The 12,358-nt window shown below is 68.7% G+C and carries 13 protein-coding genes; 9 read left to right on the top strand and 4 right to left on the bottom strand.

The features are described from left to right. The first annotated feature begins 56 nt into the window (after nucleotides 1-56). Genes DIE03_RS21605 through DIE03_RS21590 form a run of 4 tightly spaced genes read left to right on the top strand, consistent with a single transcriptional unit; the run spans nucleotide 57 to nucleotide 5,004 of the window. Nucleotides 57-566, top strand: a complete 510-nt coding sequence (locus DIE03_RS21605) for a sigma-70 family RNA polymerase sigma factor (protein WP_124453847.1) — start codon at nucleotides 57-59, stop codon at nucleotides 564-566. A 3-nt stretch (nucleotides 567-569) separates the two neighbouring features. Further along, nucleotides 570-1,556: a FecR domain-containing protein gene (locus tag DIE03_RS21600; RefSeq protein WP_124453845.1), complete on the top strand. Its 987-nt coding sequence runs from the start codon at nucleotides 570-572 to the stop codon at nucleotides 1,554-1,556. 54 nt (nucleotides 1,557-1,610) lie between these two features. Next, nucleotides 1,611-4,169, top strand: coding sequence for a TonB-dependent receptor (locus DIE03_RS21595; RefSeq protein ID WP_124453843.1), 2,559 nt, complete (start codon nucleotides 1,611-1,613; stop codon nucleotides 4,167-4,169). 55 nt (nucleotides 4,170-4,224) lie between these two features. After that, complete coding sequence (locus tag DIE03_RS21590; RefSeq protein WP_124453841.1) at nucleotides 4,225-5,004, top strand: hypothetical protein; 780 nt, start codon at nucleotides 4,225-4,227, stop codon at nucleotides 5,002-5,004. A gap of 15 nt (nucleotides 5,005-5,019) precedes the next feature. Here DIE03_RS21590 and DIE03_RS21585 read toward each other — a convergent pair whose 3' ends face one another. Next, complete coding sequence (locus DIE03_RS21585) at nucleotides 5,020-5,910, bottom strand: LysR family transcriptional regulator (RefSeq protein ID WP_124453839.1); 891 nt, start codon at nucleotides 5,908-5,910, stop codon at nucleotides 5,020-5,022. Nucleotides 5,911-6,022: 112 nt separating this feature from the next. Here DIE03_RS21585 and DIE03_RS21580 point away from each other — a divergent pair, with 112 nt between their 5' ends. After that, nucleotides 6,023-6,448: a VOC family protein gene (locus DIE03_RS21580; RefSeq protein ID WP_043182401.1), complete on the top strand. Its 426-nt coding sequence runs from the start codon at nucleotides 6,023-6,025 to the stop codon at nucleotides 6,446-6,448. Nucleotides 6,449-6,580: 132 nt separating this feature from the next. Continuing rightward, entirely contained in the window at nucleotides 6,581-7,165 is a 585-nt protein-coding gene (locus tag DIE03_RS21575) for a flavin reductase family protein (protein WP_124453837.1), read from the top strand. Between the two features lie 39 nt (nucleotides 7,166-7,204). On the opposite strand, the gene DIE03_RS21570 is transcribed toward DIE03_RS21575, so the two are convergent. Beyond that, complete coding sequence (locus DIE03_RS21570; RefSeq protein ID WP_124453835.1) at nucleotides 7,205-8,101, bottom strand: LysR family transcriptional regulator; 897 nt, start codon at nucleotides 8,099-8,101, stop codon at nucleotides 7,205-7,207. Nucleotides 8,102-8,198: 97 nt separating this feature from the next. Between DIE03_RS21570 and DIE03_RS21565 the strand changes: the two genes are divergently transcribed. The 3 genes from DIE03_RS21565 to DIE03_RS21555 are packed head-to-tail and all read left to right on the top strand — an operon-like array spanning nucleotide 8,199 to nucleotide 11,207. After that, on the top strand, nucleotides 8,199-9,497 hold the full coding sequence (locus DIE03_RS21565) for a CitMHS family transporter (protein ID WP_124453833.1): 1,299 nt from the start codon (nucleotides 8,199-8,201) through the stop codon (nucleotides 9,495-9,497). A 40-nt stretch (nucleotides 9,498-9,537) separates the two neighbouring features. Further along, a complete protein-coding gene (locus tag DIE03_RS21560; RefSeq protein ID WP_124453831.1) occupies nucleotides 9,538-10,896 on the top strand; it encodes an acyclic terpene utilization AtuA family protein in 1,359 nt (452 codons plus the stop codon). Continuing rightward, nucleotides 10,896-11,207: a hypothetical protein gene (locus tag DIE03_RS21555; protein ID WP_124453829.1), complete on the top strand. Its 312-nt coding sequence runs from the start codon at nucleotides 10,896-10,898 to the stop codon at nucleotides 11,205-11,207. The genes DIE03_RS21560 and DIE03_RS21555 overlap by 1 nt, the downstream gene beginning before the upstream one ends. Nucleotides 11,208-11,243: 36 nt before the next feature. On the opposite strand, the gene DIE03_RS21550 is transcribed toward DIE03_RS21555, so the two are convergent. After that, nucleotides 11,244-12,065, bottom strand: a complete 822-nt coding sequence (locus DIE03_RS21550; RefSeq protein ID WP_124453827.1) for a carbon-nitrogen hydrolase family protein — start codon at nucleotides 12,063-12,065, stop codon at nucleotides 11,244-11,246. Between the two features lie 170 nt (nucleotides 12,066-12,235). Further along, the coding region (locus tag DIE03_RS21545; RefSeq protein WP_143329487.1) for a transposase at nucleotides 12,236-12,358 on the bottom strand (123 nt) is incomplete at its 5' end.

Genomic DNA, 12,358 nt, shown 5'->3' with positions numbered 1-12,358 from the left:
ATAATAATCATTCTCATTTACAGAATCGTTGACGCCTGCGCACCCGGAACCCGGCCATGTCCGCTGACAAGCTGTCCCTCCATCGAGAAATCGACGCCCTCTATGCCGGCCACCACGCGTGGCTGCGCGGTTGGCTGAGCCGGAAGCTCGGCTGCGCGCACCGCGCGGCCGATCTCGCGCACGACACCTTCATGCGCCTGCTTGCACGCGACGAGCCGATCGGCGCCGACGAGCCGCGCGCGTTCCTGACGACGGTCGCGCAGCGCGTGCTGAGCAATCACTGGCGGCGCGAGCAGATCGAGCGGGCGTATCTAGACGTGCTGGCACAGCGCCCCGAAGCGTATGCGCCGTCGCCGGAAGAGCGGGCCGTCGTGCTCGAGACGCTGCTCGAAATCGATCGACTGCTCGACGGCCTGCCGCTCGCGGCGAAGCGTGCGTTCCTGCTCGCGCAGCTCGACGGGCTCACGCAGGCCGAGATCGCGCGTGAACTCGGCGTGTCGCTCGCGACGGTAAAGCGTCATCTCGTGAAGGCCGGCACGCAGTGCTTCTTCGCGATGGCGGCCTGACCGATGGCCGCTCCACGCGCACCGTCGGTGCCACCGCACGTTGCACGCCGCGCAGTCGAATGGTGGGTCGACCGGCAGTCCGGCCGCACCGACGACGCATTCGCCGCTGCGCTCGCGCGCTGGCGCGCGGAGGATCCGTCGCACGATGCGGCATGGCGTCATATCGAAACGATGCAGGGCCGCCTCGGCCGGCTCGCGGCCGGGCTCGACCCGCAGGCCGCGCACGCGGCGCTGCTGCCGCCGCGGGCGGGCCGCCGCCGCGCGGCCGTCAAGGCGCTGGCTGTGCTGCTGTTCGCGGGCGGTGCCGCATGGATGGCCGAGCCCGCGCGGCGCGCGGCGATCTGGCCGGCCGACCTGCGCACGGCGGTGGGTGAGCAGCGCACGGTGACGCTCGCGGATCGTACGGTCGTCGTGCTCGATACCGACTCGGCGCTCGACGTGGATTTCGACGACGCAGCGCGCCGCCTGCGCCTGCTGCGCGGCACGATCATGGTGACGAGCGGGCATGACGAGCGCGTCCCCGCGCGGCCGCTCGTCGTCGCGACCGCGCAAGGCGAGTTGCAGCCGCTCGGCACGCGCTTCGCGGTACGGCAGCGCGACGGCGCGACACGCGTCGAAGTGTTCGCCGGCGCGGTGCGCGTGCAGCCGGGCGACGCGACGGCCGGCACGCGCGTGATCGCGGCGGGAGAGGGCGCGGACTTCACGCGCGATGCGATCGGCGTGCCGGCGCCGCTCGATCCGAATGCGTCCGCGTGGACGGGCGGCATGCTCGTCGCGTCGCGCATGCGACTGGCCGACCTCGTCGCCGAGCTCGACCGTTATCGGCGCGGCAGCCTGCGCTGCGATGCGGCCGTGGCCGACCTGCGTGTGTCGGGCACCTATCCGCTCGACGATCCCGCACGCGTGCTCGACACGCTGAAGGCGACGCTGCCGATCGACGTCCACTACCTGACGCGCTACTGGGCGACGGTCGTGCCGGCCCGTTCGTGAGTTCGTCGAAAAATATTTCCGCCGACCTGAGCTGTTTCTCGATGTTCGCGTGACATGGGTATTGAAAGCAGCACTGGCCCATCGTCCACCGACTCTCCGATCATGGTTTCCATCCGTCTCACGTATCGGCGCCGTCCGGCGCCCGCCCGTCATCTGCCGCGCGCGGCCGCGCCGGGCCGTCTTGCCAGCAGGCTGGCCGGCGCGGTCCTGCTGTCGGCGCTGCTGCCGCTGCCCGCGCTGGCCGACACCGACGCCGATGCGGCGCCCGCCGCGCAGCGCGCGCCGCGCCGCACATTCGACATTCCGGCCGGCGCGCTCGAAGCGGCGTTGAACCGGTTCGGGCGCGAGGCGGGCATCCTGCTCGCGTTTCCGGCCGACATGGCAACGGGCCTGACGAGCGGCGGCGTACATGGCCGGTTCGACATCGACGGCGCATTCGATCGCCTGCTGGCCGGCACGGGGCTCGTCGCGCTGCGCCAGCCGGGCGGCGGCTACACGCTGATGCGCGCGGACGGTTCGGCGGCGCGGCCCGTGGCGGCCGACATCGCACCGGCCGCCGAGCTGCCGGCGATCAACGTGCGCTCCAGCGCGTTGCGTGCCGAAAGCTATCGCGCGCCGAAGGAAGCCGGCGTGCTGCGCTCGGAGATTCCGCTGCTCGACACCGCGCAGGCCGTCAACATCGTGCCCGCGCAAGTGTTGCGCGACCAGCGTCCGCGCAATCTCGACGACGCGCTCGGCAACGTGAGCGGCATCACGCAGGGCAACACGCTCGCGGGTACGCAGGACACGATCATGAAGCGCGGCTTCGGCGGCAACCGCGACGGCTCGATCATGCAGAACGGCATGCCGCTCGTGCAGGGCCGTGCGTTCAACGCGGCGGTCGACAGCGTCGAGGTGCTGAAGGGGCCGACCTCGCTGCTGTACGGGCTGATGGATCCGGGCGGCATGATCAACGTCGTCACCAAGCAGCCGCAGCTCGTGCGCTACAACGCGATTTCGCTCGGCGCATCGACGTTCGGGCACGGCAAGAACGGCGGCAGCGCAACGTTCGATTCGACGGGGCCGATCGGCGATTCGCGGCTCGCATATCGGCTGATCGTCGACCAGTCGAACGAGCAGTACTGGCGCAATTTCGGCGAGAACCGGCAGACCTTCGTCGCGCCGTCGCTCGCGTGGTACGGCCGCGATACGCAGGTCGCGGTGTCCTACCAGTACCGCAAGTTCCACTCGCCGTTCGATCGCGGCACCGCGCTCGATCCGCGCACCAATGCACCGCTCGACATTCCCGCGCGGCGGCGGATCGACGAGCCGTTCAACAACATGGACGGCGAATCGCATCTCGCGCAACTGACCGTCGATCACCAGTTCAATGCGGACTGGAGCGCGCATTTCGGCTACAGCTACAACCGTGAGACCTACGACGCGAACCAGTTGCGCACGACCGGCGTCGATCCGGTGAAGGGCACGATGACGCGCAGCAACGATGCGACGCACGGTTCGCTCAGCACCGACAGCTACGGGGTCGGCTACGTGAACGGCAAGCTGACGCTCGCGGGGATGCGTCACGACGTGCAGGTGGGTTTCGATACCGAATACCGCCGCATCTATCGCAAGGACATGCTGCGCCAGGCCGTGAAGACGCCGTTCAACTACATCGATCCGGTGTACGGGCTGCTGCCGCCGTCGAGCACGGTATCCGCGAGCGACAGCGACCAGACCGACACGCTGCACGATGCGTCCGCGTTCTTCCAGGACACCATTCACCTGACCGACAAGTGGATCGTGTCGGGCGGCCTTCGCTACATCACGTACAACCAGGTCGCGGGGCGCGGCCGGCCGTTCACGGCGAACACCGACCTGAGCGGCTCGAAGTGGCTGCCGCGCGCGGGCATCGTCTACAAGTGGACCGATACGTTCTCGCTGTACGGCAGCTATTCGCAGTCGCTGAAGCCGTCGTCGTCGATCGCGCCGATGACGGGCTACATCATCGACGGCGCGACGCCGCCCGAGGAAGCGACCGCGTGGGAAGTGGGCGGCAAGCTCGACCTGCCGGGCGGGCTGACGGGCACGCTCGCGCTGTTCAACATCGACAAGAAGAACGTGCTCGTGTCGCAGTACAACGACGCGACGAAGCTGACCGACTGGCGCACGTCGGGCAAGGCGCGCTCGCGCGGTGTCGAGCTCGACGTGTCGGGCAAGATCGGCGAACGCGTGAACGTGATCGCGAGCTACGCGTACATCGACGCGAAGACGACCGAGGATCCGCTGTATGCAGGCAACCAGCTGTGGAACGTCGCGCGCCACACGGCGTCGCTCGCGGCCGTCTACGACTTCGGCACGGTGATCGGCGGCGACGACCTGCGCGTCGGCGCGGCCGCGCGCTATGTCGGCGCGCGGCCCGGCGATTCGGCGAACAGCTTCACGCTGCCGTCGTACGTGCTCGCCGACGCGTTCGCGACCTACGACACGCAGATCGGCAAGCAGAAGCTGTCGTTCCAGCTCAACGTGAAGAACCTGTTCAACCGCACGTACTACCCGTCGAGCGCGAATCGTTACTTCGTCGCGATCGGCGATGCGCGACAGGTATCGCTGCTGACCACGCTGCAGTTCTGACCACGCAATCGCCGCGCGGCCGGTGCGCCGGCGCGCGGTTTTGGAGAAGACCCGGATGACCCTGAAGATGAAGACCGGCGCCGCGCGCGCCGTTGCCGGTGGCGGCGATGCACGGCGCCGCGCATTGCGCGCGATCGCGGGCTCGGTGCTCGCACTGTCCGCGGGCGTTGGCGTCGGCGTATCGGCGCCTGCGTTCGCCGCCGATGCGCCGCCGGCCGTCACGCGCGTCGCGATGCTCGTGCAGTTGCGCGGCCCGAACCTGAAGGTCGACGAACGCATCGGCCAGCACCTCGGCGAACGCGGCTACGCGGTGCGCCTGATCGACGAGTCGGCCACACCCGATGCGGCGCGCGACGCCGACCTGGTCGTGATCTCGTCGACGGTGTCGTCGAAGAACGTGCGGCCCGGCTGGCGCACGCTCGACAAGCCGCTCGTCACATGGGAAAACGACCTGCTCGACGATCTCGCGATGACGGGCAAGCGGCACGACGTCGATTTCGGCGAAACGGGCAAGGAGCGCTACCTGTGGCTCGTCAACGCGCCGCATCCGATTGCGGCCGGCTTGCCGGCCGGCGCAACCAACGTGTACGGCAAGCAGGCGCCGATGAGCTGGGGCAAGCCGGGGCTCGGCGCGATCACGATCGCGACCGTGTACGGACAGCCCGACAAGGCCGCGGTCTTCGCGTACGAGAAGGGCGCGACGATGGACTACGAGGCGCTCGCACCGGCACGCCGCGTGATGTTCTTCCTCGACAACGACACGTTCACGAACCTGTCGCCGGCCGGCGTTGCGCTGTTCGACGCGGCCGTCGACTGGGCAGCCGGGCGGCGTTGAGCGCCCACGCGCCGGTCAGGCGGGACGCGACGGCACGCCGATCCGCGCCGCCGTTTCGATCAGCTGCGCGAGCTGTTGTGCCGGTTCCGGCATCGTGCGCCGTGCACGATGCACGAGCCCGATGTCGCGGTGGAACGTGTGCGGTCCGAGGTCGATCGCGCGCACGCCGGCCGGCCAGCGGCGATATACGGCCGTCTGCGGCACGATCGCGATGCCGACGCCGTTTTCGACGAGCTTGACGATCGCATCGAGCTCGTCGAGTTCGCAGGTGTCGCGTACCGCGATGTGCATCTTGCGCAGGAAGCGATCGACCTGGCGGCCGCCGAACGACGCACGATCGTAGCGCACGAACGGTTCGCTCGCGAGCAGTTCGGCCCAGTCCTTGCCCTTCACGCCGCGCGGCACGATCAGCCGGAACGGCTCCTGCGTGAGCGTCGTCCAGTGCAGGTCGCTTTGCAGCGAAAACGGCGGGCGGATGATCGCGGCCATGTCGATCTCGCCCGTATCGACCCGGTTCACCAGCTCGATAGACAGCCCGGGGATCACGCGCGTCCGGCACGCGGGATGCCGGCGATGGAACTCGGCCAGCGCGGCCGGCAGCAGCGCGCCCTGCACCGACGCGATCGCGCCGATCGTCACGCGCACGGCGGCCGGCGAGCCCGGCGCCGTCGAGCTCAGGTTCTCGTACAGGCCGATCAGCGCCTGCGCCTGGTCGAGCACGTGATGACCCCTGTCGTTGAGCCGCGCCGACCGGCCTTGCCGGTCGAACAGCGCGAAGCCGAGCTCGGCCTCGAGACGCTGCATTTGCGCGCTGACGGCGGCCTGCGTGAGCCCGATACGGTTGCCGGCGGCGGCGAACGTGCCTTCCCGGGCGACGGCGACGAGGGTTTTCAGCTCGCGGATCATTCATCAATTCCGTTTGTGAATCGCGAAAGTATATATTGATTTAATTTTTGCTCGACCTTGTCTACCATGGTGCCGTCCTCGCGCCACGCGAGCGTTTCTTCACGAGGCAACCATGAGTCTTTCCCCGTTTCACCTGGCGATTCCGGTCTACGACCTGCCGGCCGCGCGCGATTTCTACGGCCGTGTGTTCGGGCTGGCGGAAGGGCGCTCGAGCGCGCAGTGGGTCGACTTCGACTTCTACGGGCACCAGCTCGTGATCCACGAACATCCGAAGACCGCGTCGCAGGAAGGCGCGCACACGAATGCCGTGGACGGTCATGACGTGCCGGTGCCGCATTTCGGGATCGTGCTCGACTGGCCGAGCTGGGAAGCGCTGGCCGAGCGGCTGCGTTCGTTCGGCGTGACCTTCGTGATCGAGCCGTATGTGCGGTTCCAGGGGCAGGTCGGCGAACAGGCGACGATGTTCCTGTTCGACCCGTGCGGCAATGCACTCGAATTCAAGGCGTTCCGCGACATCGGCCAGCTGTTCGCGAAGTGACCGGCGGCAGCGCCAGCGTCGATTGAAATTGGGTGCGAGAATGCGGCCTGCGGCCCGGGCGCGCGCAGCTGCGCCGGCCGGCGCCGCGCCGCACGGCATCCGTCCGTGCGCGCCGTTCTCCAAGGAACCCGTATGGACAGTCACATCGCTCCGGTGGAGCTGAAGAAAGCGTACCGCCTCCTCAACCACGGCCCGACCGTGCTGGTGTCGGCCCGCCAAGACGGCGTCGACAACGTGATGGCGGCCGCGTGGGCGTGCGCGCTGGATTTTCTGCCGCCGAAGCTGACGGTCGTGCTCGACAAGTCCGCGATGACGCGCGAGCTCGTCGAGCGCAGCGGCACGTTCGTGATCCAGGTGCCGACTGCCGCGCAGCTGCAGCTCACGCATGCGGTCGGCAGCCACAGTCTCGCGGAACGGCCCGACAAGCTGCGCGAAGCGGGCGTCGAGCTGTTCGACGTCGAGGGGCACGACCTGCCGTTCGTCGCCGGCTGCTCGGGCTGGCTCGCGTGCAAGCTGATCCCCGAGCCGCACAACCAGCAGACCTACGACCTGTTCATCGGCGAAGTGGTCGGTGCATGGTCCGACACGCGCGTATTCCGTGACGGCCATTGGTATTTCGAATCGGCCGATCCCGCGCTGCGCAGCCTGCACTACATCGCGGGCGGCAATTTCTATGCGATCGGCGAATCGCTGCACGTCGATCCGGACGCGCAGTAAGCGTCGGGCGACCAGCCCATTCGCTTCAGGGCGCGCGGTTCACGCGCGCTTTTTCAATTCCGCCAGCATTGCCTCGGCGAACGCCTGCGCGACGCGCGGCAGCGTGCGCCCGCGTTTCGCGACGAGCGCGATCGGCCGCACGAACGCGGGATCGTCGATCGGCTTCGCGACCAGCTCGGGCTCGGCGCGCACCTCGCGTGCGGTCGCGGGCAGGATCGTCACGCCGAGGCCGCCGCGCACCATCGCGACGGCGGTCATCATGTAGGTCGGCTCGCACGCGATGTCGGGCGTGCAGCCGGCCGCTTCCAGCGCGGCGTCGACGACGCTGCGCACGCTGGTGCCTTGCGCGGTGAGCACGAGCGGCACGGCGGCGACGTCGGCGGTGGTGACGCGGCGCTTGCGCGCGAGCGGATGATCCATCGGGCAGACGGCGACGAGCCGGTCGGCGCCCACGTACAGCACCTCCAGCGACGCGTCGAACGTGTCGCCGCCGGTCAGCCCGAGATCGGCTTCCTCGTTGCGCACGAGTGCGGTGACGAGGCTCGCGACGCCGTCGCGGATCTCGAAGCCCGCGCGCGGCACATCACGCCGGAACGACTGGATCAGCTCCGGCAGCACGCTGGAGGCAAAGGTCGGCAGGCACGCGAGCCGCACCGTGCCGCTCGTGCCTTCGCCGAGCGCACGTGCATCGCGCAGCACGCGCTCCATGTCGTCGAGCGAGCGCTGCAGGAGCGGCAGCAGCTCGCGCCCGGTCTGCGTGAGCGCGACGCTGCGGCTGTTGCGGTCGAACAGGCGCGCGCCGACGATCTCCTCGAGCCGGCGGATCTGCACGGTCAGCGCCGGCTGCGACAGGTGCAGGCGTGCCGCCGCGCGTGTGAAGTTGCCGGCATGCGCGACGGTGACGAAGGCGCGAATGTCGCGAAGATTCAGATCCATAACGGTTCGTGATTGCTGCGATCAAATCATTTCAATTGTGCTATCGCTGCGCCGACCTTACGCTCGTCTCCAACAAAAGACAAGGTAGGAGACACCGATGCTGCCGTTACTCGGGCTGGGCACGATCGTCGTGCTGCTGGCCGCGATTCTGTCGAAGCGGATGTCGCCGCTCGTCGCGCTGATCCTCGTGCCGATCGCCGCGTCGCTGATCGGCGGCTTCGGGCTGCACACCAGCAAGTTCGTGATCGACGGGTTGAAGGGCCTCGCGCCCGTCGTCGGGATGTTCGTGTTCGCGATCCTGTATTTCGGGACGATCACCGACGCCGGCACGCTCGACCCGATCATCGACCGGATCCTGCGCGCGGTCGGCACGCGGCCCACGCGCATCGTGATGGGCACGACGCTGCTCGCGCTGCTGATCCACCTCGACGGCTCGGGCGCCGTCTGCTTTCTCGTGACGATTCCGGCCGTACTGCCGCTGTACGACCGGCTGAAGATGGACCGGCGCGTGCTGGCCGCCGCCGTGTCGATGGCCGCGGGCATCAATTTCCTGCCGTGGACGGGGCCGATGATCCGCGCGTCGGCGTCGCTGCACCTGCCGGTGTCGGCGCTGTTCAATCCGCTGATCCCGGTGCAGGCGATCGGGCTCGTGTTCGTGTTCGGCATCGCGTACTGGCTCGGGCGGCGTGAGGAGAAGCGCCTCGGCCTGTCGCGCGACGATGCGTCGATCCCGCTGCCGAAGCGCGAACTGACGCCCGACGAGCAGGCGCTGCGCCGCCCGCACCTGTTCTGGTTCAACCTCGTGCTGACGCTCGTCGTGCTCGGCACGATGGTCGTGATGGGCGAGAAGATTCCGCCCGCGATCATGTTCATGGTCGGGCTGTGCATCGCGTTGATGGTGAATTACCCGGACGTCGACATGCAGAGAAAGCGCATCGACGCGCATGCGCGCGCCGCGCTGATGATGGCCGGCATCCTGCTCGCGGCCGGCGTGTTCACGGGGATCATGCAGGGCAGCGGGATGCTGAAGGCGATGGCGCAAGCGGCGGTCGGCTTCGTGCCGCCGTCGATGGCCGGCCACATTCCGGTCGTGCTCGGTATCGCCTCGATGCCGCTCAGCATGCTGTTCGATCCCGATTCGTTCTACTTCGGCGTGCTGCCCGTGATCGCGGAAGTGGCCGGCCAGCTCGGCGTGCCGGCCGTACAGGTCGGGCAGGCCGCGCTGCTCGGCCAGATGACGACGGGGTTCCCGGTCAGCCCGCTGACGCCCGCGACGTTCCTCGTCGTCGGCCTGTGCGGGATCGAGCTGGCCGAGCACCAGAAATTCACGTTCCCGCTGCTGTTCGGCGCCTCGATCGTGATGACGATCGCATGCGTCGTGCTGGGCATCTTTTGATCATTTCCGGCGGCGTGATCCGCTGGACGACGGTACGGACATGACAGCAAATCAACCTGAACCGCGCGTGCGCATCGGCGCGGGCGCCGGCTACTCGGGCGACCGGATCGAGCCCGCGGTCGAACTGGCCGAACACGGGCAGCTCGACTATCTCGTGTTCGAATGCCTGGCCGAGCGCACGATCGCGATCGCGCAGCAGGCGCGCCGGCAGGACCCGGCGCTCGGCTACGACCCGCTGCTCGACGCGCGGATGCGCGCCGTGCTGCCGGTCGCGGCGGCGAAACGCGTGCGCATCGTGTCGAACATGGGCGCCGCGAACCCGCGCGCGGCAGCACGACGTACCGCGCAGATCGCGCAGTCGCTCGGCATCGCGGGACTGAAGGTCGCGGCGGTCGAAGGCGACGACGTGCTCGACGTCGTGCTGCGCGGCGCGTTCCGTTTCGAGGAATCGGGCGACGACGTCGCCGCGTATCGCGACCGCATCGTGTCCGCGAATGCGTACCTCGGCGCCGCGCCGATCGTCGACGCGCTCGCGGCCGGCGCGGACGTCGTGCTGACCGGGCGCGTCGCCGATCCGTCGCTGTTCGCCGCGCCGCTGATCCACGCATTCGGCTGGCGGATGGACGACTGGGACACGCTTGGGGCTGCGACCGTCGTCGGCCATCTGCTCGAATGCGCAGGGCAGGTGACGGGCGGCTATTTCGCGGATCCCGGCTACAAGGACGTGCCGAACCTGGCGCGGCTCGGCTTCCCGATCGGCGAAGTCGCGGCCGACGGCTCGGTCGTGATCACGAAGGTGGCGCACGCGGGCGGCCGCGTGAGCGCGGCGACCTGCAAGGAACAGCTGCTCTACGAGATTCACGATCCGGCGCGCTATCTGCAGCCCGACGTCGTCGCCGATTTCACGCGTGTGGCCGTTGTCGAGGAGGCCGTCGGCCGCGTACGCGTGACGGGCGGGCGCGGCACTGCGCGACCCGATACGCTGAAGGTGTCGGTCGCGTATGTCGACGGTTACATCGGCGAAGGCCAGATCTCGTACGGCGGACCGGGCGCGCTCGAACGCGCGCGCCTCGCGCTCGACATCGTCCGCGAGCGGCTGGCGCTGACCGGCGTCGCGGCGACCGAGTGGCGTTTCGACCTGATCGGCGTCGATTCGCTGTATGGCGCCGCGACACCGGCCGTGCGCGGCGAGCCGGCCGAGGTGCGCGTGCGGGTGGCCGGCCGCGCGGCGAGCGCTGCCGAAGCCGCGCGGATCGGCAATGAAGTCGAGACGCTCTATACGAACGGGCCGGCCGGCGGCGGCGGCGCGTTCAAGTCGACGCGCGAGGTGATCGCCGTGCAGTCGGTGCTGCTGCCGCGGGCGGCCGTGACGCCGTCGTTCTCATTCGTGGAGGCATGATGCAACTGCGTGAACTCGCGCATGCGCGCACCGGCGACAAGGGCAATACGCTGAACGTATCGGTCATCTGCGTCGACCCGCGCCATTACGACCATCTGCGCCTGCATCTGGATGCGCACGCGGTGAAGGCGTGGCTCGCGGGCATCGTGCACGGCGACGTCGTGCGCTACGAATTGCCGTCGCTCGGTGCGTTCAACTTCGTGCTGCGCGATGCGCTCGGCGGCGGCGTGACGCGCTCGCTCGCGCTCGACGCGCACGGCAAGTCGGTCAGCTCGGCGCTGCTGGCGATCGAGGTGCCCGACCCGGCGTGACGCGTGGCGCCGCTGCGGGCTTTGGTCAGGGGCGTGTCACGGAATCAGCAGCTCGCGCCGACCGTCCGCATGCTCGATGCGCTCGCCGGCGATGTGCAGGCGCTGATCTCGTCGATAGTCGTAGACCGTGCGCGACGCGGCGAGCTGGTCGAAATCGAGTTCGATCGCATGCCGCGATTCGGTGTTGCCGGCTTCGAAGATCAGGTTGCCGTATGGGTCGACCGCCAGGCTGCCGCCGGCGAACACGACGTCGTGCGCGCTGTCGCCGACGCGGTTGGCGACCGCCGCGAATACCTGGTTTTCCATCGCGCGCGCCGACACCGACGTGCGATGGACGTTGCGGTACGGCTCCATGTTGCCGTCGGTCACGAGGATCAGCTGTGCGCCGAGCGCGGCGAGCGCGCGGCCGGTCTCCGGAAATTCGCTGTCGTAGCAGATCAGCAGGCCGATCCGCACGCCGCGCCATTCGACCGTCGCGTAGCGGTCGCCGGGCAGCACGACGCTGTGCTCGCTCACCCACAGATGCGTCTTGCGATAGCGCAGCGCGATACCGTCCGGCGTGACGAACACGGTCGTGTTGTAGAAGCGGCCGCCATCGTTCTCGATCAACCCGACCACGACCGCGACGTCGCGCTCGCGTGCGGCCGCGATCACCGCGCCGACGCTCGGCCCGTCGAGCGGCTCGGCGACTTCGGCCAGATTCGACGGATCGAGGAAGCCAGTGAGCTGCGCTTCCGGAAACATCACGATGTCGGTGCCGGGCGCGCAGGCCGCGATCGCCTCGAGCGTGCGCTGCAGGTTGTAGTGCGTGTCGCCGTCGCGGCCGGCGAGCTGGACGATGTCGAGCTTCAGTTTCATGGGCGGTTTCGGGGCAGTGGCCCGTCGCGACAGGCAACAGGCGGCGGAGCGGTTGGAACGAGGCTCCAGTATGCGCCGAACCCTACCGTTGGCCATCCCGCCGATGCGTTAGCCCGTCGGGGGTATTGATCTCGTGGGCATCGTGCGGGAAGCAACGGCAAAAAAACGGTTCATCGCGGATTACCGGGGAACGCGGCACGGATTTTGAGGAAGAAGTATTCCTCGTCGCGGTACCCGTAAGCCCGACGCTTGATGACCTTGATGGTGTTGTTGATGCCCTCGACGACACTGGT

Source organism: Burkholderia sp. Bp8992, assembly GCF_003853705.1.
In the GTDB taxonomy this organism is placed as follows: domain Bacteria; phylum Pseudomonadota; class Gammaproteobacteria; order Burkholderiales; family Burkholderiaceae; genus Burkholderia.
The sequence above is the reverse complement of the archived record's forward strand: the minus strand, read 5'-3'. Positions and strand labels throughout refer to the sequence as shown.

Bases quoted from the DNA above. Each gene is read 5' to 3' on its own strand.
- DIE03_RS21605 (WP_124453847.1), top strand. From the start codon at position 57: ATGTCCGCTGACAAGCTGTCCCTCCATCGAGAAATCGACGCCCTCTAT.
- DIE03_RS21600 (WP_124453845.1), top strand. From the start codon at position 570: ATGGCCGCTCCACGCGCACCGTCGGTGCCACCGCACGTTGCACGCCGC.
- DIE03_RS21595 (WP_124453843.1), top strand. From the start codon at position 1,611: ATGGGTATTGAAAGCAGCACTGGCCCATCGTCCACCGACTCTCCGATC.
- DIE03_RS21590 (WP_124453841.1), top strand. From the start codon at position 4,225: ATGACCCTGAAGATGAAGACCGGCGCCGCGCGCGCCGTTGCCGGTGGC.
- DIE03_RS21585 (WP_124453839.1), bottom strand. From the start codon at position 5,910: ATGATCCGCGAGCTGAAAACCCTCGTCGCCGTCGCCCGGGAAGGCACG.
- DIE03_RS21580 (WP_043182401.1), top strand. From the start codon at position 6,023: ATGAGTCTTTCCCCGTTTCACCTGGCGATTCCGGTCTACGACCTGCCG.
- DIE03_RS21575 (WP_124453837.1), top strand. From the start codon at position 6,581: ATGGACAGTCACATCGCTCCGGTGGAGCTGAAGAAAGCGTACCGCCTC.
- DIE03_RS21570 (WP_124453835.1), bottom strand. From the start codon at position 8,101: ATGGATCTGAATCTTCGCGACATTCGCGCCTTCGTCACCGTCGCGCAT.
- DIE03_RS21565 (WP_124453833.1), top strand. From the start codon at position 8,199: ATGCTGCCGTTACTCGGGCTGGGCACGATCGTCGTGCTGCTGGCCGCG.
- DIE03_RS21560 (WP_124453831.1), top strand. From the start codon at position 9,538: ATGACAGCAAATCAACCTGAACCGCGCGTGCGCATCGGCGCGGGCGCC.
- DIE03_RS21555 (WP_124453829.1), top strand. From the start codon at position 10,896: ATGCAACTGCGTGAACTCGCGCATGCGCGCACCGGCGACAAGGGCAAT.
- DIE03_RS21550 (WP_124453827.1), bottom strand. From the start codon at position 12,065: ATGAAACTGAAGCTCGACATCGTCCAGCTCGCCGGCCGCGACGGCGAC.